Genomic DNA, 20,916 nt, shown 5'->3' on the forward strand with positions numbered 1-20,916 from the left:
GGGGGGGGGGGGGGGGGGGGGGGGGGGGCGGGGGGGGGGGGGGCGGGCGGGGGGGGGGGCGCCGCCGGGGGGGGGGGGGGGGGGGGGGGGGCCCCCCCCCCCCCCCCCCCCCCCCCCGCCCGCGCGGAGACGTTACGCGGCCAGCGCCCGCCGGGCCCGCCCGGCCAGGATCGCCGAGCGGCGGTCGGTGAAGGCGGTCGCCTGCCCGTCCAGCGCGGCGACGAAGGCGCCCAGCTCCTCGCGCGCCCGCTCGCCCTCCGGGCCGAACCCGGTGCGCTCGAAGACCCGCAGCTGGCGCAGGATCGGCTGGACCACCTCGTCGTGGTGCTGCCGCAGGTCGTAGATGCCGGCCATGGCGATCTTCGCCGACTTGCGGCCGAAGTCCTTGATGGTGGAGCCCGGCATCTCGAAGCCGATCACCACGTCGGCGACCGCCCGCATCGCGGTGTCCGGGGCGATCTCGAAGGCCGCGGCGACCAGGTTGCGGTAGAAGAGCATGTGCAGGTTCTCGTCCGCGGCGATCCGGGCGAGCAGCCCGTCGCAGATCGGCTCCCCGCTGTGCAGGCCGGTGTTGCGGTGCGAGATCCGGGTGGCCAGCTCCTGGAACGCCGCGTAGGCGATGGCGTGCAACGCGCTGAAGCCGTCCGGGCGCTGGTAGCCGCCGGACATGTGCACCATCCGGGCCACCTCCAGCTCCCGGGGGTCCACGGTGCGGGTCACCAGCAGGTAGTCGCGCAGCGCGCTGCCGTGCCGGGCCTCCTCGGCGGTCCAGCGGTTCACCCAGGTGCCCCAGGCGCCGTCCTGGCCGAACTGGGCGATGGCGAAGTGGTAGCCGGGCAGGTTGTCCTCGGTCAGCAGGTTGACCACCAGCGAGGTGCGGGACACCTCGTCCAGCTTGGCCTCCGCCGGGTCCCAGGCCTCGCCGCCGAGCGGGCCCTCGAAGTCGCGGCCCTGGCTCCACGGCACGTACTCGTGCGGGAACCAGTCGCGGGCCACGGCCAGGTGGCGGTCCAGGTTCTCCCCGACCACCGGCTGCAGGTCGTGGAGCAGCGCGTACTCGGCGCGGTCGGTCGGATCGGTGATCACGGTGTTCCCCCTCGGAACATCGGAACGTGCGTCGGATCGAGCGTCAGGACGTACTTGGGACGGGCCTCAGCAGCCGGTGGCGTGGACTCCGCCGTCCACGTGCAGCACCTCGCCGGTGGTGCGCGGGAACCAGTCCGACAGCAGCCCGACCACGCCGCGCGCGGCCGGCTCCGGGTCGGTCGGGTCCCAGCCGATCGAGGCGCGCTGCGCCCAGACCTCCTCGAAGCCGCCGTAGCCGGGGATCGAGGTGGCCGCCTTGGTCTTGATCGGTCCTGCCGCGACCAGGTTGCAGCGCACACCGTGCGGGCCGAGGTCGCGGGCCAGGTAGCGGGAGGTGGACTCCAGCGCGGCCTTGGCCACGCCCATCCAGTCATAGCTGGGCCAGCTGTAGCGGGCGTCGAAGGTCATGCCGACGATCGAGCCGCCGCGCTCCATCAGCGGCAGCGCGGCCATCGCCAGCGACTTCAGCGAGTAGGCGGAGACCTGCACGGCGGTGGCCACGTCGCTCCACCCGGCGTTCAGGAAGTTGCCGCCCAGCGCCTCCTTGGGCGCGAAGGCCACCGAGTGCACCACCCCGTCCAGCGCGGGCACGTACTCGCGGACCCGCTCGGCCAGGCTGTCCAGCTGCTCCTGGTCGGTCACGTCCAGCTCGATCACGGGGGCCGGCTTGGGCAGCCGGGCGGCGATCCGGTTGACCAGGCTGAGCCGGCCGAAGCCGGTGAGCACCACCTCGGCGCCCTCCTCCTGGGCCAGCCGGGCCACGTCGAAGGCGATCGAGGAGTCGGTGATCACCCCGGTCACCAGAATCCGCTTGCCCTGCAGCAGGTCACCCATCGGTGCGGTTCCTTCCAGAAACGGTCCGGGCACGCTCGGCGGTCAGGAAGGCGGCCAGTCGGCCCACGCCCTCCGCGATCTGGTCGTCACTCAGGTAGCTGCAGGACAGCCGGAGCTGGTGCGAGCCGGCGTCGTGCAGGTAGAAGTCGCCCATCGGCGTGAAGAGCACGCCGAACTCCCGGGCCGAGCGCTCCAGCGCCGCCTGGTCGATCGGCACCGGCACGTCCACCACCAGGAAGAAGCCGCCGCGCGGCCGGTTCCAGCTCACCCCGTGGCCGTCCGGCCCGTCCTGCCGGTCGACGGGGAAGGCCTTGGCCAGCTCGGTGAGCAGGGTCTCCAGCGCGTTGCGGTAGTGCGCGACGGCCGGGGCGTTGGCCTCCCGCAACTTGCAGTCGCAGGCGATCAGCATGCCGCCGATCACCGCCTGGCTGACCGCGGAGGTGTTGACCGTCGTCATGCTCTTGATCTTGGAGAGCTGGTCGGCCAGCAGCCCGCGGCCGCCGTCCGCGCCGAGCACCGGCTGGTCGGCCACCAGGTAGCCGACCCGGGCGCCGGGGAACGCGGTCTTGGCGAACGAGCCCAGGTAGAGCACCCGGTGGGCGGTGTCCAGGGACTTCAGGGTGGGCAGCGGCGAGCCCTCCCGGACGAAGAAGCCGTACGGGTTGTCCTCCAGGATCAGCAGGTCCTGCTCGCCGGCCAGCGCCAGCAGCTCCCGGCGGACCTCCAGCGGCAGCGTGGTGCCCGAGGGGTTGGCGAAGTCCGGCACCAGGTAGAGCGCCCGCGGCCGCTTGCCCGCGGCCCGCAACTCCCGTGCCACGGCGGCCACCGCGGCCGGCTCCAGGCCGTCCGGGCCCTCCGGCACCGGGGCGATCTCGATGTCCAGCACCCGGGCCGCGCCGGTGATCCCGACGTAGGCCGGCGAGCTGACCAGCAGCACGTCGCCGGGGCCGGTGCAGAGCGCGCGCAGCGCCAGCAGCATCGCCTCCTGGCAGCCGGCGGTGACCACCACCGACTCGGCGGGCACCTCGATGGACTCGTCGTTGGCCAGGTGACGGGCGATCAGCTGGTGGATCTGGCCGTTGGTGCGGCCGTACTGGAAGAGCTGGGTGCGCACCCGGTCGCGGTCCAGGCCGTCCTCGGCCAGCCGGTCCAGGTAGCGCCGCAGGTACTCGTCGATCTGCTCGACCTCGAAGAAGCCCTCGTACGGGCGGCCGGGCGCGAAGGAGATCGCCTCGGGGAAGCGGTAGGTGACCTCGTTGAGGAAGTTCATCGCGTCCAGCACCGGGTCGCTCAGCGAGCCGTGCAGCTCGTCCTGGCGCAGCAGCACCGGCGCCTGCGGGGCGAGCCGGCGGCGCAGGAAGCCGGCCGCCTGGGCCATCGCCTTCCGGCCCGCGTCCAGCACCCCGGACATCGCGAAGAAGCCGTGCACCACGCCGTCGTAGCGGCTGAGTTCGACCTCGGTGCCGGCCTCGGCCAGCTTGGCCGCGTAGGCCTCGCCCTCGTCGCGCAGCGGGTCGTACTCCGCGGTGATCACCAGGGCCGGGGGGAGCCCGGAGTGGTCGGCGGCACGCAGCGGGGAGGCCTTGAAGTCGGCGCCGTCCGCCGGATCGGCCAGGTAGTGGTTCCAGTACCAGTCCACCGAGCGGTGGTTGAAGAAGAGCGGGTCGTCGTTCTCGGCCATCGAGGCGGTCGCCGAGGCATGGTCGGTGTTGGGGTAGACCAGCAGCTGGGCGCTGATCGCCGGGCCGTCCTGGTCGCGGGCCAGCAGCGAGATCACGGCGGCCAGGTTGCCGCCCGCGCTGTCGCCGCCGACCGCCAGCCGGGCCGGGTCGCCGCCGTACTCGGGCGCCTGCTCCGCGGCCCACTCCAGCGCCGCCAGGCAGTCGAAGACCGCGGCGGGGAAGCGGTGTTCGGGGGCCAGCCGGTAGCCGACCGCGATCGTGACGCAGCCCGCGGCGTTGGTCAGCGCGCGGCAGATCGCGTCCGAGGTGTCGATGCTGCCCAGGGTCCAGCCGCCGCCGAAGTAGTAGACCAGCACCGGGAACGGGCCCTCGCCCTCGGGGCGGTAGACCCGCACCGGCAGGGCGCCGTCTGGGCCGGGCAGTTCGGTGTCGGTGACGGCGCCGACCGGCTCGGGACGGCCGGCATCGGCCTGGATCGCGGCCAGGTCCGCGGCGCGGGCCTCGTCGATGCCCATGGTGTAGAGCGGGCGCACCGCGCCGGCGGCCTTGGCCGCGCGCATGGCCTGCACCTGGGGGTCGAATGGCATGGTGCGTGTCTCCAGGGCTTGGGCGCTGATCAGGCGACGGACAGCAGCGCGGGCGGTTCGGCGAGCAGGGACGGATCGGTGGCCGCCGACCGCAGCCGCCGCAGGATCGCGGTGGCGGCCTTCTGGTAGGCGGTGTCGTCATCGTGCAGCAGCGAGGTGCTGTTGGCACCGTCGAGCAGCGAGAGCAGTTCGAAGGCCAGCCCAGCGGGATCGGTCTCCGCTGTCAACTCACCGGCTTCGACGGCTGATTCGATGACCCGCTCGACGTAGTGGAACCATTCGCGCTGCGTTCCGGCGAGCAGGTCCCGGACCGCTCCCGGGCGGCCCGCGAACTCGACCGAGGCGGCGAAGAAGAAGCAGCCGCCGGGGAAAATCCGGACCATCGAACTGCGCAGCCAAGCTTCGCACAGCAAACGGACTTTGACAATCCCTTCCGGGAGTTGCCGATTAGGTGTGATCAGGTGCTCCAGATAGAAACTGATCGCCGACCTGACGGTCGCCAACTGGAGCTCCTCCTTGGAGCCGAACAGCGAGAAGATACCACTCTTGCTGATCCCCACCTCGGCCCCCAGGCGGCCGAGCGAAATGTTCTCCAAGCCTTCCACCGACGCTATCTCGGCGGCCCGCTGCAGGACCGTTCGGCGCGTCTGGTTCCCCCGCGCGATTCGCTGGTCACCCACGTGTCAACCCCCATTGTCGCGCGCTTGTCGGAGCCACTCCTGGTGTTCACCGTGTTCACTTCTTCGTCCCGGCGTGTCAGCCGGGCGGTCCTTGACCCGCCGCGAGCGGGACCAGCATGATATTAAGTGAACGACCGTGCGGTCACAACGCTCGAGTTCGATCGCACGGGGGACAGGAGCGGACAGGTGCTTGACATAGCAAGCTACGAGTCGGCTGCCCGGGCCGGGCTCACCGAGCAGGTCTGGGACTTCATCCAGGGAGGCAGCGGGAGCGAGTCCGCCCTTGCCGCCAACCGGGCGGCGCTGGAGCGGCTGCGGATCCGACCACGGGTCCTGGTGGACGTCTCCGGCTGCTCGCCGGCCGGCTCGGTGTTCGGCACGCCGCTGGCGGCGCCGCTGGGCGTGGCCCCGATGGCCTACCACCGGCTGGCCTGCCCGGACGGCGAAACGGCCACCGCCAAGGCGGCCGGCGAGACCGGCACGCTGCTGACCGTCAGCATGTTCGCCAGCCGCACCCTGGAGGACATCGCGGCCGCCGCGAGCGGCCCGCTCTGGCTGCAGCTCTACTGGCTGCGGCAGCGCGAGGCGCTGGTGGAACTGGCCGACCGGGCCGCCGCGGCCGGCTTCCAGGCCCTGGTGCTGACCGTGGACGCACCGCGGGTGGCGCGCCGGCCGCGCGACGTGCGCAGCGGGTTCACCGTCCCCGGCGACGTCCGGGCGGTCAACCTGCCGGCCGCGCTGATGTCCAGCTCGCACGAGCGGACCGAGGGCGCCTCGGCGATCGAGAGGCACTCCCGCGAGCAGTTCGACTCCTCGATCACCTGGGCCGACCTGGCCTGGCTGCGCGAGCGCACCGCGCTGCCGCTGGTGCTCAAGGGCATCCTCACCGCCGAGGACGCCGAACTGGCCCTGGCCCACGGCGCGTCCGGCGTGGTGGTCTCCAACCACGGCGGCCGCCAGCTGGACTCCGCGGTCGCCGCCGCCGACGCGCTGCCCGAGGTGGTGGACGCGGTGGACGGCCGGGCCCTGGTCGCGGTGGACGGCGGGATCCGCAGCGGTGCCGACCTGCTCCGGGTGCTGGCGCTCGGCGCGGATCTGGCACTGGTTGGCCGACCAGTGTTCTGGGGGCTGGCCCAGGCCGGCGCCCAGGGTGCGGCCGGCGTGCTGCGGCTGCTGGCCGAGGAACTCGACGAGGCGATGGCACTCTCCGGCTGCCCGTCACTTTCGGATATCACGCGGGCGTTGATCACTTCCCGATAAATTCACCCGGCATTCTCCGAGCGCCGTGGCGGCGAACCACGCCACGGCGCCTTTCGGCATTCCTTCACAAGGCCGCCGAAGGTTTTCGGACTACTCAGGCGTAACATTCAGTCATCGGTTGACCAGCTTTGCGTGGGCCGCATAGGCTGCGGGTACCGGGGGCGGGAACACGCCAATTTATTCTGTGGCCGAGCTATTTTCTCCGGCCGACGGCGTGGCTGAGTCGTGCAATGCTCACAGGCAGGCGCTCACGCCTGCCCACGAGCGGTCCGCAGCGGAGTTCCCGATGATTTCGCGACTGCTCGACAAATACATCGGAAGTGCTCGGGGGACCAATTTCATGGGGGCCTGGGATGTCGTGGGTTGACGATGTTCTGCTGGGTGGCGCGGACGACGCTCCCGCGCTGACGCTGGACAGCACACTGGACCGCGCCGCACTGCGCGAGCTCGTCGAGCGGGAGCAGCAGCGGCTCGCCGACGCGGGTGCCCGCGCCGGCAGCAGCATCGCTCTGCGGCTGCCGCCCTCGCTGGCGCTGATCACCACACTGCTGGCCGCCTGGCGGCTAGGCGGCCAAGTCGCGCTGCTGGACGTCCGGTTGGCGCCGAACGAGGTGGCCACCGCGGTGCAGCGGCTGGAGCCGCAGTTCCTGGTCGAGTCCACCGCGGGCGCGCCGGGCGCGCTGCGCGGCTTCGGCACCGTCACGGAGACCGTGATCACCGCCCGGGACGGCCGGCCCGCCGCCACCGACCACGCGCTGCTGCAGCTCAGTTCGGGCTCCACCGGGCCGTCCAAGGTGATCGGCCGCAGCGTCGAGAACCTGACCGCGGAGATCATCCGCTACACCAAGCTGGACGGCTTCCCGCAGCCCGGCGAGCGGGTGGTGGTGCTGGCCTCGATCGTGCACGTGCTGGGCCTGGTCGGCGGTCTGCTGCACACCCTGCACCGCGGCGCCGAGCTGGTGCTGCCGGCCCGCACCACGGTGGACGGCATCTGGAAGGCGATCGGCGCCGCCCCGCGGCCCACCACGGTGCTCGGCGCCCCGGTGCAGGCCGAGATCCTGGCCTCCGCCGCGAACGCCCCCGAACTGCCGCACTTCAGGGGCATGATCACCGGCGGCGACGCGGTCGGCGACCGGCTCTGGAAGCTCTTCACCGAGCGCTACGGCGCCACCCTGGGCACCATGTACGGAATGACCGAGGTCGGCGTCATCGCCACCGACCTGCGCGGCACCCACCGCCCGCGGCTGGCCCCGGCGCCCGGCATGGAGCTGGAGATCCTGGACGGCCAGATCCTGATCCGCACCGCCGAGTCGCCCTACGTCGGCCTGACCGACCCGACCCGCTGGGTGGACGGCCTGCTGCGCACCAAGGACGCCGGCACCCTGGACCCGGCCGACGGCCTGCTCACCGTGCACGGCCGCCTGGACTCCCAGGTCTCGATCGGCGGCCTCAAGGTGGACCTGCTGGAGGTCGAGCGCACCATCGCCGAACTCCCCGCGGTCGCCGACGTCGTGGTGGTCCACGACCGCGACATCACCGCCTACCTCACCCTCGCCGACCCGGCCGCCGAGGCCGGGCTGGCCACCGCCCTGGAGCCGCTGCTGGCTCCGTACAAGCGGCCGCGGGCGCTGCACGTGCTGCCCGCCTTCCCGCGCACCGCCACCGGGAAGCCGCTGCGCGACCCGGTCGCGCTGCGCTCCCACATCGTCGCGCCGACCGGCTGACGATTCTCCCCCAGCCTTCGGCCGGGGGTACCCCCATCCACCCGGGCCATGACCACGGCTCGGGCGATCGAGAGGCAGAACCCCATGAACGACGACGTCTACACCTTCCTCACCGAGGTGCTCGCCGACATGAACTACGACACCGCCGCCGTCACCCCGGAGACCGAGCTGGGCCCGAACGGCCTGGACATGGAGTCGCTGGCCATCGCCGAGGTCTCCATCCAGGTGGAGGACAAGTACGGGGTCAAGTTCGAGGAGGACGAGGCCGAGCAGCTGGCGCTGATGAACATCGGCCAGCTGGTCGAGGAGATCGTCAAGCGCGCCGCCGCAGTCGCCAAGTGAGCACGACCGCGCGGATCGACCGCGACACCGTGCTGGGCCTGCTCGCCGGTTACCGGGAGCGGCCGGCGTCCGAGACGCCGGAGCAGATCGACTCGATCGAGCTGGCCTGGCTGATCCACCAGGTGGAGCAGCTGCACCAGGTGGAGCTGGACCTGGACGACGACCAGCTGCAGCGGATGTCCGAGGCGGCCGGCGCGGCCGAGGTGCTCAACGAGGTCCTGGCGGGCAGCACGGATGCCTGAGCTGCCCGCCCCGGCGGGCCGACCCGTGGCGGTGACCGCGCTGGACGCGGTCACCGCCTGCGGGCGGGGCACCGCCGCACTGGCCGGGGCCGTCTTCGACGGCACCGCCGGGTTCGTCCCGGTGGACCGTTTCGACGTCTCGGCCCGCCGCACCAAGGTCGCCGCGCAGCTGCCCGGCGACCCCGACCTGGCCGCCGAGCTGGCGGCCGTGGTGGCGGGAGCCACCGCGGCGGCCGGCCTGGAGGGCGAGCTGCTGGCCGGCACCCCGCTGTTCTTCGCCGGCACCCATGACCGGGCGGCCGCCCGGCCGGACGGCGCCGACCGGACCGACCTGCGGGCCGGCGCGCTGGCCGCCCGACTGGCCGCCGCCACCGGCCTGAGCGGCGCCCTGCGCGCCTACACCACCGCCTGCGTGGCCGCCAGCACCGCGGTCGCCGACGCGGCCGCGCTGATCTCCGCCGGACGGCTGGAGCGGGCGGTGGTCGCCGCCGGGTACTTCCTGGAGGCCGACCGCTTCACCCTCTTCGACAGCGCCCGGTCGCTCGCCTCGGACGGCCGCCTGCGGCCGTTCAGCGCGGGACGGCAGGGGATGCTGCTCGGCGACGCGGCGGTGGCCGTGGTGCTGGAGGCCGAGTCCGCCGCCGCCGACCGGGGCCGCGAGCCGCTGGCCCGGATCGCCGGCTGGGGCCGGGCCGGTGACGCCTACCACGTCAGCCAGCCGCACCCGGAGGGCGTGGGCCTGGCCCGGGCCGTCGCCACCGCGCTGCGTCGGGCCGGGCTGACCGCCGAGGACCTGGACTACGTGAACGCGCACGGTTCCGGCACCACCGCCAGCGACACGGCGGAGAGCGCCGGACTGCACCGTGCCCTGGGCGCCGAGACCGCCGCCCGGGTGCCGGTCAGCTCCACCAAGTCGGTGCACGGACACACCCTGGAGGCCTCCGGGCTGGTCGAACTCGCGGTCAGCGTGCTCGCCCTGACCCAGGGCCGGCTGCCGGTCAACGGCGGCGGCTACGAACCCGATCCGGACTGCCCGCTGACCGTGGTGGACCGGCCGCGGAGCGCGCCGCTGCGCCACGTGCTCACCCTCAACGCGGCCTTCGGCGGCGCCAACACCGCACTGGTGGTGAGTCGATGACGAACGCCCTCGCCAAGGAGCTGGAGCGGGCCGGTTTCACCGTGCTGGCCGCCGCAGCGTACGACCCGCAGGCCGGCAGGCCCGCCCCGGTGCCCGGCTTCGTCGCCTCCGACTTCCCCGGCCTGGTCGCCGGGGTGGCGGACCGCGCGCTCACCGACCGGCACGGCGAGGCGCCGCTGCCCGCCGAGGCCGGCGAGCGCACCGCCCTGCTCCTGGTCAGCCCCGGCGGCGACCGGGAGACCGCACGCACCATCGCCGAACTGGTGGACGCGGGCAAGCGGGTCTCCCCGCTGCTCTTCTTCCAGTCGGTGCCGAACTCGATCTGCGGCCGGGTGACCTCCCGTTGGGGAATCACCGGTCCGCTGGTCTGCGTCAGCCCGGTGGACGACCCGGTGGACGACGCGAGCGCCCAGGCCGAGCTGATGCTGGCCACCGGCGAAGTCGACGAGGTGCTGGTGGTGCTGGCCGAACTGGCCGGCCCCGGAACCGAGTCCGACCAGGCCGTCGCTGTGCTGCTGGGCCCGGGCGGGTCCACGGCGCCGCTCCCCCAGAACCCTTAAGCCCGTACCTTTTTAAAGGACAGCCGATGAACGCACCGTGGAACCGGGCCGAACTCGCGGCCGACCCGCAGCTGGGCACCGGGAACGTGCTCACCTCCCTGCTCGAGCGCGGCAACCGCCTCGACGACCCGGCGCTGACCTTCGACACCGAGGTGGACGGCCACCCCGCCTGGCAGGCCTTCAGCCTGCGCGAGCTGGGCGAGCGGGTGGCCGCCCGCTCCGCCGCCCTGTTCGACCTCGGCATCCGCCCCCGGGACCCGGTCGCGGTCTGGGTCACCGACGGCGCCGACCAGGTGCTGAGCTTCCTCGCACTGGCCCGCCTCGGTGCGATCGCCGCGCTGATCAACGGCTCGATGCCGGCCGAGACCGCGGCCCGCTACGTCAAGGTGCGGTTCGGCGACGCGACTCCGGTCCTGGTCGACGACGCCCACCGCGACCTGCTGCTGGCCAACGGGATCAAGGCCGAACTGCTGCTGGACGTCAAGGCGCTGGGCCAGGGCGACCCGGCCGCGGCACCGGCCCAGTACCTCTACCACCAGGACGACCCGGCGGTGATCACCCACTCGTCCGGCACCACCGGCCTGTCCAAGGCGGTCGGCCACTCGCACCGCAGCCTCTACGCCTCGATCAAGCACCGCCTCTCGCTGCCGAAGCCGCAGGGCATGGAGCGGATCCTCAGCGCGCTGCCCTCCTCGCACGTGGCCACCGTGATCGCGGTCAACCTGGCGCTCTCCAGCCACGTCGAGCTGGCCGTGCTGACCTCCTCGCGCGGCGAGACCGTGCTGTCGGCGATCGAGCAGTGGCAGCCGGAGAGCGTGCTGGGCTTCGCCGCGGTCTGGTCCGAGCTGGCCGGCACCGACCTGGCCTCCCGCTCCCTCTCCTCGGTCCGGGCCTGGTGGAACACCGGCGACTGCGCGCACGAGGCGCACATCCGCAAGCTGATCGCGGTCGGTAGCCGGGACGTGCTGGAGGACCGCAAGAAGGTCCGCCGGCCGGGCTCGATCTTCCTCGACGGCCTGGGCTCCAGCGAGATGGGCCACTCGCAGTTCTTCATCACCCACACCCCGGACAGCAACCGCTACGGCCGCTGCATCGGCAAGCCGCACGCCTTCTCGGACTGCGCGGTGCTGGACGACAACGCCGAGAAGCTGCCGGCCGGCCAGGTGGGCCAGCTGGGCGTCGCCGCGCCGACCCTTTCGATCGGCTACTGGAACGACTCCACCACCACCTACCGGACCCGTCGCAACGGCTACTTCCTGACCGGCGACCTGGTCTACCGGGACGAGGCCGGCTACTTCTACCACGTGGACCGGATGGTCGACTCGGTGCAGTTGGCGGACGGCTCCTGGCTCTACACCGCCGCCACCGAGGAGCAGGTGCTGGCCGGCAACCCCGAGGTGCAGGAGTGCACCCTCGTCGCGGTGCCCGGCGAGGCCGGCGAGGCCGCCTCCGCCACCCTGCTGCTGGTCCCCGCGGCCGGTGTCGAGCTGGACGCGGCGCTCAAGGAGCGGGTGCTGGCCGGACTGGACGAGCACGTCCGCGGCGCGGTCCGCGAGGTCATCGCCATCGACCCGGCGGTGCTGCCGCTCGGCCCGACCGGCAAGGTCCGCAAGGTCGCGCTGCGCGAGCTGTACCGCAGCGGCGAGCTGGCCACGCTGATCGGCTCGGAGGTGTCCGCATGACCGCCGTGGTGACCGGCCTCGGCCTCTTCTCCCCGCTCGGCCGCGGCGCCGAGGAGGTCTTCTCCGCGCTGGTGGCCGGCAAGTCCGGCATCCGCGAGGTCCCCGAGGGCCACGTGCTGGGCGACTCGCTCGCCTTCGCCGGCCTGGCCCCGGAGATCGACGGCACCGAGGTGCTGCCGAAGACCGAGGTGCGGATGGTGGACCGGTTCGTGCTGATGGGCCTGGCCGCGGCCGACGACGCGCTGGCCGACGCCGGCCTGACCATCGGCCAGGACGTGGACCCGGAGCGGGTGGCCGTCGTGGTCAGCAGCGGCGCCGGCGGCCTGACCACCTACGAGGCGCAGACCCTGGCCCGGGCGGAGCGCGGCCACACCGCGATCAGCCCGTACCTGCTGCCCGGCATGCTGCCCAACATGGCGGCCGCCCGGATCGCGATCAAGCACGGCATCCAGGGCTACAGCTCCTCGATCGCCACCGCCTGCACCGCCTCCGCGCACGCGGTGGCCGAGGCCTACCGGCTGATCCGCGAGGGCAGTGCGGACGTGGTGGTCTGCGGCGGCGCCGAGTCGCCGCTCAACCCGACCAGTGCGCTGGCCTTCGGCCACGCCCGGGCGCTGGCCACCAACTGGGCCGACCCGACCCAGGCCAGCCGCCCGTTCGACAAGCGCCGCAACGGCTTCGTGCTGGCCGAGGGCGCGGGCGTGCTGGTGGTGGAGCGGGCCGAGCACGCGGCGGCCCGCGGTGCGGCCGGCTACGCCGACCTGATCGGCTGGGGCGCCACCACCGACGCCTTCAAGCCCACCACTCCCCGCCCGGACGGCGCGGGCGCGGCCGGCGCGATGAAGCGCGCCATCGCGGTGGCCGGGGTGGACCCGACCGAGGTCGGCTACATCAACGCGCACGGCACCGCCACCAAGATCGGCGACTCGGCGGAGGCCAAGGCGATCCGCGCGGTCTTCGGCGACCACCACCCGGCGGTCAGCAGCACCAAGGGCCAGACCGGGCACCTGCTCGGCGGCACCGGTGCGCTGGAGGCCGCGGTGAGCGTGCTGGCGCTGGCCAAGGGCCTGCTGCCGGCCACCGCCAACCTGGAGGAGGTGGGCCCGGACTGCGAGCTGGACCACGTCCGCGGCGAGGCCCGGGAGAGCGCGGTGCGCACGGTGCTCTCCAACTCCTTCGCCTTCGGCGGCCACAACGTCAGCCTGCTGTTCGGCCCCGCGAGCACCCCGCTGAAGCGGGGCGAGCAGAGAGGCCGGCCGTGACCAGCACGGAGCCGATCGTCGGAGCGGCCGCCGACCAGGCGGCCGCTCACGACGGCGAGCTGAACGCGGTGTACCAGCACTGGTGGCTGCACGACGCCCGGTGGTACCAGGGCGTGCTCAAGCGGTTCGGCCCCGAGGCCGCCAACGAGATCAACGCCGAGGCGGTCGCCTTCGTCGGCCGCCGGGTCGCCGCCGACTACCTGCGGGCCAACCCGGCCGCCGCGACGGCGACCCCCTCGGCCCCCGAACTGGCCGAGCGGATCGGGGCGGTGCTGGCCCTGATGGGCGCCGACCGGATGTCCGAGGTCAGCCAGCAGGTGATCGACGGGCGAACCGTCGAGACCGTGGTCACCAAGTCCTTCGCGCTGAAGATGCTCCGGGCCGCCCGCTCGCTGGACGGCTACGACTGCCCCTGTCTGGCGCTGCGCGCCTCCTGGTTCGAGGGGCTGCGGGTCCGGGTCTCGGACTGCCGGCTGGAGTGCCAGCGCGAGGGCTCCGAGATCTGCCGCTTCCGCGCCGAGCTGTTGACCGAAACCACCGACACTCCCTAGCGAACGAACGGATGGAGCCGCGATGGAAATCCATGGTGTGGACCACGTCGAGTTCTACGTCGGAGACGCCCAGCAGGCCGCCTTCTACCTGTGCACCGCGTTCGGCTTCCGGGTCGCCGGGCAGGGCGGGCCGGAGACCGGCCTGGCCGGCCAGCGCTCGATCCTGCTCCGGCAGGGCGGGGTCCAGGTCCTGCTGACCACCGGGCTGGACGCCCGCCACCCCGCCGCCGAGTACGTCGCCCGCCACGGCGACGGCGTCGGCGTCATCGCCTTCGGCGTCGACGACGCCGCGGAGGCCTTCGCCACCCTGGTCTCGCGCGGTGCCGAGGCCGTCGAGCCGGTCCGTACCCAGCAGCAGGGCGCGGACGCGGTGACCACCGCGATGGTCTCCGGGTTCGGCGACGTCACCCACCGGCTGGTCCAGCGGGCGGGCGACCGCGAGCAGTTCCTGCCGGGCCTGATCGACCTGATCACCCCGGACATCGAGGAGGGCGAGCAGCTCTTCTCGGTGGTCGACCACGCCGCCGTGCTGGTGCCGGCCGGCCAGCTCGGTCCGACCGTCGAGTACTACCAGGAGGTCTTCGGCTTCAGCCAGATCTTCCAGGAGTTCATCGAGGTCGGCCAGCAGGCGATGGACTCCAAGGTGGTCCAGAGCCCGTCCGGCCAGGTCACCTTCACCATCATCGAGCCGGTCACCGACCGCCGCCCGGGCCAGATCGACGGCTTCCTCGGCCGCCACGGCGGGGCCGGCGTGCAGCACCTGGCGCTGCTCACCGACGACATCGTCTCGGCCGTGAAGATCCTGGAGCGCCGCGGCGTGCGCTTCCTGGAGACCCCCGCCAGCTACTACGACGAGCTGGAGAACCGCCTCGGCGTCCCCGAGCTGGACGTGCAGGACCTGCGCGAGACCAACGTCCTGGTGGACAGTGACCACTGGGGCCAGGTCTTCCAGATCTTCGCCCAGTCCATGCACGTGCGGAACACCTACTTCTTCGAGGTCATCGACCGGCACGGCGCCAAGACCTTCGGCAGCGGCAACGTGAAGGCCCTGTACGAGGCCGTGGACCGCGAGAAGACCACCACCTGACCTGGCACGACCTGGCACAACCTGGCACGACCGACCTGACCGACCGACCTGACCGACCGGACGACCACACCGGTCCACCACGAGTCCAAGGGAGCCCCTACCCGTGAGCACCACTGAACCCCGGGTCTTCGTCCTGACCGAGGAGGAGCTGGCCCTGCTCCCCTCCGAGGAGGACGTCCGCTTCTACCAGGAGCACGGCTGGTTCCTCTCCAAGAAGCTGCTCAGCGACGAGGAGACCGCCCTGCTGGAGAAGGCCAGCGAGGACTTCTACGCCGGCCACCGCGACCGCCGGCTGCCGGCCCGCCCGCCCAAGCTCGCCTACTGGGAGCCCTCGGCCGGCGGCGTGCAGCGGCACAACGACTACATCCACTACGAGGACGACCGGATCGGCGAGATCCTGCGCAAGCCGCTGATCGGCGCGGTCGCCGCGCTGCTGACCGGCACCGCGCAGATCCGGATCTTCCAGTCCACCCTGATCTACAAGCCTCCGACGCCGGAGGAGGCCTCCAACATCGTGCCGTGGCACTTCGACCGGCACTACTGGGCGACCAGCACCTCCGAGCGGATGCTGACCGCCTTCATCCCGTTCCACGACTGCACCGAGGAGCTGGGCACCATCACCATGGTGGACGGCTCGCACCGGTGGAAGGAGATCGGCGAGCGGGACACCACCTCGCTGCACTTCGCCGAGCGCGACAACAGCGAGCTGGACGACATGCTCGTCGAGAACGCCGCGTTCAACGGCGTGGAGCTGAAGAAGATCCCCGTGATGATCCCGCGCGGGCACATCAACTTCCACCACTGCCGCACCTACCACGGCAGCGGCGCCAACGTCGGCGAGATCCCGCGCCGGGCGATCTCGCTGCACCTGCAGGACGGCGAGAACGAGTACCGCCGGTTCACCCGCTCGGACGGCACCGAGGTGTCGTACAACCACGACGTGCTGGTCCGCCGCACCGAGGACGGCCGGCCGGACTACGCCGACCCGGACTTCTGCCCGGTCATCTGGCAGTCCTGAGCGCGACGGGCGCCGGCCGTTCCGACGGGCCGGCGCCCGCGCCGTGTCCGCGCACGACCCGATCACGCACCATCCGATGACCGCCGGACTGCCCCCGGCCGGTCGGCAGATCGCGAGGAGAGGCACGTGTCCGAGCACCATCCCGGCGAGGACGTCCGGTTGCGCACCGCGGCGGTGGTCGGGACCGGCCTGATCGGCACCTCGGTCGGCCTGGCCCTGTCCGCCCGGGGCGTCACCACCTACCTGCTCGACCGCGACCCGGAGGTGGCCCGGGAGGCCGCCGCGCTCGGGGCCGGCCGGGTCGGCCGGCCACCGCACCCGGTGGACCTGGCCGTGCTGGCGATGCCCCCGTCGGTCATCCCGCGCGCGCTGCTGGAGCACCAGCGCGCGGGGCTGGCCCGCTACTTCACCGACGTCGGCAGCGTGAAGGTGCCGCCGCAGCGGACCGCCGCCTCGGTCGGTGCCGACATCGGCTGCTACGTCGGCGGCCATCCGATGGCCGGGGCCGAGCGCTCCGGGCCCTCGGCCGCCCGCGGCGACCTGTTCCACGACCGCACCTGGGTGCTCACCCCGTCCGAGCGGACCGCGCCGGGGGCGGTGGCGCACGCCCTGGAGCTGGTCCGGCTCTGCGGCGCCGACCCGGTGCTGATGGACGCCGCCGAGCACGACCGGACGGTGGCGCTCACCTCGCACGCCCCGCACCTGCTGGCCTCGCTCATCGCCGGGCGGCTGGCCGGCGCCGACCCGTCCCGGCTGCGGCTGGCCGGCGCCGGGCTGCGCGACACCACCCGGATCGCGCTCGGCCACCCGGACCTGTGGACCGACATCCTGCGCTCGAACGCGGCCCCGGTGGCCGAGGTGCTGCGCGAGGTGGCCGGTGAACTCGCCGTGGCCGTGGCCGCCCTGGAGTGGCTGGCGGATCCCGACCCGGCCCAGCAGGACCGCGGCGAGCAGGAACTGCACCACCTGCTGGCGCTCGGCGTCACCGGGCGGGAGCGGCTGCCCGAGCCCGCCCGGGTCGGCTGAGGCTCCGAGACCTTGTCAGGCGACGGACTCCGGCACCAGGAAGCCGATCGCCCGGTCCAGCACCGCGGGCTCCATCAGGATCTTGCGGTGCCCCAGGCCCTGGGTGACCGTCAGCTCCAGCCGCTCGCCGTAGGCCTCCTTCAACCGGTGCGCCTGGGCGAGCGGCACGGTGTCGTCGTCCTCGTCGTGGATCACCAGGATCGGCAGGCCGATCTGCTCGGTCCGCTGCTTGGCGTCGAACTCCGCCCAGGGGTCGGCCAGGTGCGGGAAGAGCTGCTGCTCGATCCGCTGGTGCAGGTCGGCCCGCAGCCGGGCGTTGAGCTTCAGCTGGCCGATGAACTCGTCGCGCAGGAACTCGAAGTCCGGCACCCCGGAGATCGCCACCAGCCGCCCGGCCTCCAGCGGCTCGCGCAGCGCCAGGAAGGCGCAGAGCACGCCGAAGGAGTGCGCCACCACCGACTCGAACGGGCCGTACTTCTCCTGCAGCTGCCCGATCAGCTCGCGGTACTCCAGGATCGTGGTGGCATCGCCCTGCGAGTCGCCGTGGCCGGGCGCGTCGAAGCTGACCGCGCTGTAGCCCAGCTCCTCGAGCCGCTGCACGAAGCCGGCGTACCGGGAGGCCCGGGACTGCCAGCCGTGCAGCAGCAGCACCGGCCGCTTGCCGTCGCCCCAGCGGTAGGCGACCACCTGCTTGCCGTTGACCGTCAACTGCTCGGTCACCGCCCGCTCGTGCACCTCGCGCTCGACGCCGCGCACCTTGCCGCGGGCCAGCGGACGGCAGAACAGGTAGAAGGACACCTTGCCGGCCAGCTTGGTGGAGAGCAGCGAGCCGGTGTTGAGCGCCGTACTGGTCAGCGTGACGGCCAGGTCCATGGTGGTCCACTTCCAATGAGCACGATCGTTCGGCTACTTTTACCGATCCTGGCACAGCGGCCGACCGGGCGCCAGGGACGGCGGCGACTTTTCCCCGCACCCCGCCAGGACTACAAGAAGACCGAACGATCGTGCTAGCGTCTTCACGTGATGGACGCCGAGCAGCTCCGCGAGCCCTACCGTTGCGTCAGCCGGGTCCACTGGGACGAGCTGGACCCGATGGGAATCCTGCACAACGCCCGCTACCAGGTCCACGCGGAGCGCGCGGTCGGAACCTTCTTCGCCGACTTCGTCAGCGAGGCGGACCTGTTCCACGCCGTGCGGCGGTTCGAGATCGACTACCGGCAGCCGCTCCGCGGGCAGGGGACCATCCAGGTCGAGCTCTGGCTGGAGCATCTGGGCCGCACCAGCACCCGGCACGGCTTCGCCCTGCTGGACGGAGCCGGGCGGGTGCTGGCCAGCGGGGCCCGGGCCGTCGTCAAGATCGACCCGGCTGACTTCCGGCCGGTGGGGTGGAGCGATACTTGGCGTTCCGAACACCTCAATAGGCTGCGCACCAAGCCCTCGATACCCATCTGATCCACCGACGTCCGAGCGACCCGCGGCACCGTGCCCGGGCGCCGAGCCCTGGAGGGGCCATGCCTGCAGGCAGGCAGGAGATCTGCATCGTCGGAGCGGGCCCACGCGGGCTCGCCGTGCTGGAACGGCTCTGCGCCGCCGCCCTCGAGGCGGCAGGCGGGGTGCCGCAGACCGTCCACCTGGTCGACCCGCAGCCGGCGGGCGGCGCCGTCTGGCGCACCGGCCAGTCCACCCAGCTGCTGATGAACACCGTCGCCGCGCAGGTCACCATCTTCACCGACGAGAGCGTGACGGCGACCGGCCCGATCGTGCCGGGCCCGAGCCTGTACGAGTGGGCCAAGACCATCGTGCTGGGCGCCCGGATCTCCGAGCACCCGCAGTGGGTGCGGGCCGAGGCCACCCGGCTGACCGCCGACAGCTACCCCACCCGGGCCTTCTACGGCCACTACCTGGGCTGGGTCTACGACCACCTGCTGCGCACCGCGCCGGCCGAGGTCACCGTGCACCGCCACCGCGACACCGCCGTGGCACTGAGCGACCAGCCGGACGGCCGACAGCGGGTGCGGCTGGCCGACGGCACCGAACTGGGCGGCCTGGACGCCGTGGTGCTGGCCCAGGGCCACCTGCCGCTGGCGCCCGGCCCGGACGAGCGCCGGCTCTCCGCCTTCGCCGCCGAGCACGGCCTCGGCTACCTGCCACCCGCCAATCCGGCCGACGCCGACCTCTCGGCGATCGAACCCGGCCGCCGGGTGGCGCTGCGCGGCCTGGGCCTCAACTTCTTCGACTACCTGGCGCTGCTCACCACCGGCCGCGGCGGCTCCTTCGAGGAGTCCCAGGGCCGCCTGGTCTACCGGCCCTCGGGCGCCGAGCCGGTGCTCTACGCGGGCTCCCGGCGCGGGGTGCCGTTCCACGCCCGGGGCGACAACCAGAAGGGGGTCAGCGGCCGCCATCTGCCGCTCTTCCTCACCCCCGAGCGGATCGAGGACCTGAGCCGGCGCCACCGGCAGGCCGGCGACCTGGAGTTCACCCGCGACCTGTGGCCGCTGGTGGACCGCGAGGTGCAGGCGGTCTACTACGCCGCGCTGCTGGCCGGCCGGGACGGCGCGCCGGCCGGCCAGGCCTTCCTGGCCGAGTACGTGCCGCTGGCCGCCGACCCCGAGAAGGTCGCCGACCTGCTGGACCGCCACGGCGTCGCCCCGGCCGAGCGCTGGGACTGGGCGACGATCGAACGCCCCTGGGGCAAGCTCGAGTTCGACGGTCCGGCGGAGTACCGGCGGTGGCTCCTCGAGCACCTGCACCAGGACATCCGGGAGGCCGCCCGGGGCAACGCCCTCGGCCCGCTCAAGGCCGCCCTGGACGTGCTGCGCGACCTGCGCAACGAGCTGCGGCTGCTGGTCGACCACGCCGGCCTCACCGGGCGCTCCTACCGGGACGAACTGCAGCGCTGGTACAGCCCGTTGAACGGCTTCCTGTCGATCGGCCCGCCGCGCCGGCGGATCGAGGAGCTGGCCGCGCTGATCGAGGCCGGGGTGCTGCACCCGGTCGGCCCCGGCATCACGGTCGACGAGGCGCCGGACGGGACCGGGTTCCTGGTCTCCTCCACCGTGGTGCCCCGGACCGAGGTGCTGGTGGAGGTGCTGATCGAGGCCCGGCTGCCCGAGCCCGACATCCGCCACACCACCGACCCGCTGATCACCCAGCTGCAGCGGACCGGGCAGTGCCGCCCCTACCTGATCCCCGACCCGGACGGCGGGGCCGGCCACCAGACCGGCGGCCTGGCCGTCACCCGCTCCCCCTACCGCCTGGTCGACGCCGACGGCCGGGCCCACCCGCGCCGCTTCGCCTTCGGCGTGCCCACCGAGGCGGTGCACTGGGTCACGGCGGCGGGCGTGCGGCCCGGCGTCAACTCGGTGATCCTCTGCGACGCGGACGCCATCGCCCAGGCCGTGCGCTCGACCTGAGCCGGCGTCGATTCCCTTACACCAGAGCCGTACGACGAGTCCTGACGGTACGACGGGGCGGCCGCGCGACCGCCGCCCCGTCCACCGCCGACTCCGTCGAGGCCGCCCGCAGCAGGTGCCGAACCGCCGTCCTGGCCCGCTGGTACGGCAGCTCGCTGTCGTACATCAGCGAATTGGCGTTCGCCGTTTCCATAAAGCTGATCAGCTCGAAGGAAAGCTGGGCCAGGTCCACCTCCGGGCGGACTTCGCCGAGTTCTCGAGCGGTTTCCAGGAGTTCCTGGATCGTGCGCTCCCAGGCCAGGCTCAACCCGGCCAGTTCGTCCCGGATCCGGCCCGGCTGCGAGTTGAACTCCGAGGAGACCGCGAAGAAGAAACAGCCGCCCGGAAACACCCTGGTCTGCGAATACGCCAACCAGCCCTCGCAGAGCGCCTGCACCCGGCCCACCCCGGCCCTGACCCGCAGCGCGGGCGCCACCACGGTCTCCAGGAAGATGGCCTTGGCCGCCCGGACGGTGGCCAGTTGGAGCTCCTCCTTCGACCCGAAGAGGGCGAACACACCGCTCTTGCTGATGCCCAGATCGGCGGCCAGCCGGCCGAGCGAGAGCGAGTTCAGCCCCTCCACCGAGGCGATCTGAACCGTCCTGGCGAGAATCAGCCGGCGGGTTTCATTGCCCTTCTGGACCCGACCGTCTGTGGAGGAAACCGTCACGGGTCACCATCGCCTCTGCGCGCCGTAGGGGGA

The 20,916-nt window shown here is 72.8% G+C and carries 20 protein-coding genes; 14 read left to right on the forward strand and 6 right to left on the reverse strand.

What is annotated here, in order from left to right; all coding sequences use genetic code 11:
- Positions 1–132: 132 nt before the first annotated feature.
- The 4 genes from ACFYNO_RS29345 to ACFYNO_RS29360 all read right to left on the reverse strand — a co-directional run bounded on the left by ACFYNO_RS29345 (position 133) and on the right by ACFYNO_RS29360 (position 4,869).
- Positions 133–1,086, reverse strand: coding sequence for an acyl-ACP desaturase (locus ACFYNO_RS29345; RefSeq protein ID WP_388019100.1), 954 nt, complete (start codon positions 1,084–1,086; stop codon positions 133–135).
- A gap of 66 nt (positions 1,087–1,152) precedes the next feature.
- Positions 1,153–1,920, reverse strand: a complete 768-nt coding sequence (gene fabI / locus ACFYNO_RS29350; RefSeq protein ID WP_388019103.1) for an enoyl-ACP reductase FabI — start codon at positions 1,918–1,920, stop codon at positions 1,153–1,155.
- Positions 1,913–4,189 (reverse strand): aminotransferase class I/II-fold pyridoxal phosphate-dependent enzyme, encoded by a 2,277-nt coding sequence (locus tag ACFYNO_RS29355; protein WP_388019106.1) that lies wholly within the window; start codon positions 4,187–4,189, stop codon positions 1,913–1,915. Before ACFYNO_RS29355 ends, fabI begins: the two co-directional genes overlap by 8 nt.
- 29 nt (positions 4,190–4,218) lie before the next feature.
- The gene (locus tag ACFYNO_RS29360; RefSeq protein ID WP_388019109.1) at positions 4,219–4,869 is read right to left on the reverse strand and encodes a TetR/AcrR family transcriptional regulator; all 651 of its coding nucleotides are present in this window, start codon (positions 4,867–4,869) and stop codon (positions 4,219–4,221) included.
- 186 nt (positions 4,870–5,055) lie between these two features.
- Between ACFYNO_RS29360 and ACFYNO_RS29365 the strand changes: the two genes are divergently transcribed.
- The 12 genes from ACFYNO_RS29365 (at position 5,056) to ACFYNO_RS29420 (ending at position 16,761) form a co-directional block, all read left to right on the forward strand.
- Positions 5,056–6,129: an alpha-hydroxy acid oxidase gene (locus ACFYNO_RS29365; RefSeq protein WP_388019112.1), complete on the forward strand. Its 1,074-nt coding sequence runs from the start codon at positions 5,056–5,058 to the stop codon at positions 6,127–6,129.
- Positions 6,130–6,482: 353 nt separating this feature from the next.
- The gene (locus ACFYNO_RS29370) at positions 6,483–7,853 is read left to right on the forward strand and encodes a class I adenylate-forming enzyme family protein (protein WP_388019115.1); all 1,371 of its coding nucleotides are present in this window, start codon (positions 6,483–6,485) and stop codon (positions 7,851–7,853) included.
- A gap of 84 nt (positions 7,854–7,937) precedes the next feature.
- The gene (locus tag ACFYNO_RS29375; RefSeq protein ID WP_388019118.1) at positions 7,938–8,195 is read left to right on the forward strand and encodes an acyl carrier protein; all 258 of its coding nucleotides are present in this window, start codon (positions 7,938–7,940) and stop codon (positions 8,193–8,195) included.
- The gene (locus ACFYNO_RS29380; protein WP_388019121.1) at positions 8,192–8,437 is read left to right on the forward strand and encodes an acyl carrier protein; all 246 of its coding nucleotides are present in this window, start codon (positions 8,192–8,194) and stop codon (positions 8,435–8,437) included. The genes ACFYNO_RS29375 and ACFYNO_RS29380 overlap by 4 nt, the downstream gene beginning before the upstream one ends.
- The gene (locus ACFYNO_RS29385) at positions 8,430–9,575 is read left to right on the forward strand and encodes a beta-ketoacyl synthase N-terminal-like domain-containing protein (protein ID WP_388019124.1); all 1,146 of its coding nucleotides are present in this window, start codon (positions 8,430–8,432) and stop codon (positions 9,573–9,575) included. Before ACFYNO_RS29380 ends, ACFYNO_RS29385 begins: the two co-directional genes overlap by 8 nt.
- Positions 9,572–10,135, forward strand: a complete 564-nt coding sequence (locus tag ACFYNO_RS29390; protein WP_388019127.1) for a beta-ketoacyl synthase chain length factor — start codon at positions 9,572–9,574, stop codon at positions 10,133–10,135. Before ACFYNO_RS29385 ends, ACFYNO_RS29390 begins: the two co-directional genes overlap by 4 nt.
- A gap of 26 nt (positions 10,136–10,161) precedes the next feature.
- On the forward strand, positions 10,162–11,817 hold the full coding sequence (locus tag ACFYNO_RS29395) for a class I adenylate-forming enzyme family protein (RefSeq protein ID WP_388019130.1): 1,656 nt from the start codon (positions 10,162–10,164) through the stop codon (positions 11,815–11,817).
- Entirely contained in the window at positions 11,814–13,079 is a 1,266-nt protein-coding gene (locus tag ACFYNO_RS29400) for a beta-ketoacyl-[acyl-carrier-protein] synthase family protein (protein ID WP_388019133.1), read from the forward strand. The genes ACFYNO_RS29395 and ACFYNO_RS29400 overlap by 4 nt, the downstream gene beginning before the upstream one ends.
- Complete coding sequence (locus ACFYNO_RS29405) at positions 13,076–13,630, forward strand: hypothetical protein (protein WP_388019136.1); 555 nt, start codon at positions 13,076–13,078, stop codon at positions 13,628–13,630. The genes ACFYNO_RS29400 and ACFYNO_RS29405 overlap by 4 nt, the downstream gene beginning before the upstream one ends.
- Before the next feature lie 22 nt (positions 13,631–13,652).
- A complete protein-coding gene (hppD, locus tag ACFYNO_RS29410; RefSeq protein WP_388019139.1) occupies positions 13,653–14,717 on the forward strand; it encodes a 4-hydroxyphenylpyruvate dioxygenase in 1,065 nt (354 codons plus the stop codon).
- 103 nt (positions 14,718–14,820) lie between these two features.
- Positions 14,821–15,735, forward strand: a complete 915-nt coding sequence (locus ACFYNO_RS29415) for a phytanoyl-CoA dioxygenase family protein (protein WP_388019142.1) — start codon at positions 14,821–14,823, stop codon at positions 15,733–15,735.
- A 126-nt stretch (positions 15,736–15,861) separates the two neighbouring features.
- Positions 15,862–16,761: a prephenate dehydrogenase gene (locus ACFYNO_RS29420; RefSeq protein ID WP_388019145.1), complete on the forward strand. Its 900-nt coding sequence runs from the start codon at positions 15,862–15,864 to the stop codon at positions 16,759–16,761.
- Between the two features lie 15 nt (positions 16,762–16,776).
- Here ACFYNO_RS29420 and ACFYNO_RS29425 read toward each other — a convergent pair whose 3' ends face one another.
- Positions 16,777–17,634, reverse strand: a complete 858-nt coding sequence (locus tag ACFYNO_RS29425) for an alpha/beta hydrolase (RefSeq protein WP_388019148.1) — start codon at positions 17,632–17,634, stop codon at positions 16,777–16,779.
- A gap of 150 nt (positions 17,635–17,784) precedes the next feature.
- On the opposite strand from ACFYNO_RS29425, the gene ACFYNO_RS29430 reads away from it, so the two are divergent.
- Both ACFYNO_RS29430 and ACFYNO_RS29435 read left to right on the forward strand, forming a co-directional pair.
- Positions 17,785–18,213 (forward strand): acyl-CoA thioesterase, encoded by a 429-nt coding sequence (locus ACFYNO_RS29430; RefSeq protein ID WP_388019445.1) that lies wholly within the window; start codon positions 17,785–17,787, stop codon positions 18,211–18,213.
- A gap of 59 nt (positions 18,214–18,272) precedes the next feature.
- Positions 18,273–20,174 carry an FAD/NAD(P)-binding protein gene (locus tag ACFYNO_RS29435; protein WP_388019151.1) on the forward strand — a complete coding sequence of 634 codons (1,902 nt, stop codon included), beginning with the start codon at positions 18,273–18,275 and terminating at the stop codon, positions 20,172–20,174.
- A 16-nt stretch (positions 20,175–20,190) separates the two neighbouring features.
- Here ACFYNO_RS29435 and ACFYNO_RS29440 read toward each other — a convergent pair whose 3' ends face one another.
- Positions 20,191–20,883: a TetR/AcrR family transcriptional regulator gene (locus ACFYNO_RS29440; protein ID WP_388019153.1), complete on the reverse strand. Its 693-nt coding sequence runs from the start codon at positions 20,881–20,883 to the stop codon at positions 20,191–20,193.
- Positions 20,884–20,916 lie beyond the last annotated feature (33 nt).

It is taken from the genome of Kitasatospora sp. NPDC006697, assembly GCF_042869935.1.
Classification (GTDB): domain Bacteria; phylum Actinomycetota; class Actinomycetes; order Streptomycetales; family Streptomycetaceae; genus Kitasatospora.

Excerpts from the sequence above, each read along its gene's own strand:
- fabI (WP_388019103.1), bottom strand. The coding sequence starts at position 1,920 with ATGGGTGACCTGCTGCAGGGCAAGCGGATTCTGGTGACCGGGGTGATC.
- ACFYNO_RS29355 (WP_388019106.1), bottom strand. The coding sequence starts at position 4,189 with ATGCCATTCGACCCCCAGGTGCAGGCCATGCGCGCGGCCAAGGCCGCC.
- ACFYNO_RS29370 (WP_388019115.1), top strand. The coding sequence starts at position 6,483 with ATGTCGTGGGTTGACGATGTTCTGCTGGGTGGCGCGGACGACGCTCCC.
- ACFYNO_RS29375 (WP_388019118.1), top strand. The coding sequence starts at position 7,938 with ATGAACGACGACGTCTACACCTTCCTCACCGAGGTGCTCGCCGACATG.
- ACFYNO_RS29385 (WP_388019124.1), top strand. The coding sequence starts at position 8,430 with ATGCCTGAGCTGCCCGCCCCGGCGGGCCGACCCGTGGCGGTGACCGCG.
- ACFYNO_RS29390 (WP_388019127.1), top strand. The coding sequence starts at position 9,572 with ATGACGAACGCCCTCGCCAAGGAGCTGGAGCGGGCCGGTTTCACCGTG.
- ACFYNO_RS29395 (WP_388019130.1), top strand. The coding sequence starts at position 10,162 with ATGAACGCACCGTGGAACCGGGCCGAACTCGCGGCCGACCCGCAGCTG.
- ACFYNO_RS29400 (WP_388019133.1), top strand. The coding sequence starts at position 11,814 with ATGACCGCCGTGGTGACCGGCCTCGGCCTCTTCTCCCCGCTCGGCCGC.
- hppD (WP_388019139.1), top strand. The coding sequence starts at position 13,653 with ATGGAAATCCATGGTGTGGACCACGTCGAGTTCTACGTCGGAGACGCC.
- ACFYNO_RS29425 (WP_388019148.1), bottom strand. The coding sequence starts at position 17,634 with ATGGACCTGGCCGTCACGCTGACCAGTACGGCGCTCAACACCGGCTCG.
- ACFYNO_RS29430 (WP_388019445.1), top strand. The coding sequence starts at position 17,785 with ATGGACGCCGAGCAGCTCCGCGAGCCCTACCGTTGCGTCAGCCGGGTC.
- ACFYNO_RS29435 (WP_388019151.1), top strand. The coding sequence starts at position 18,273 with ATGCCTGCAGGCAGGCAGGAGATCTGCATCGTCGGAGCGGGCCCACGC.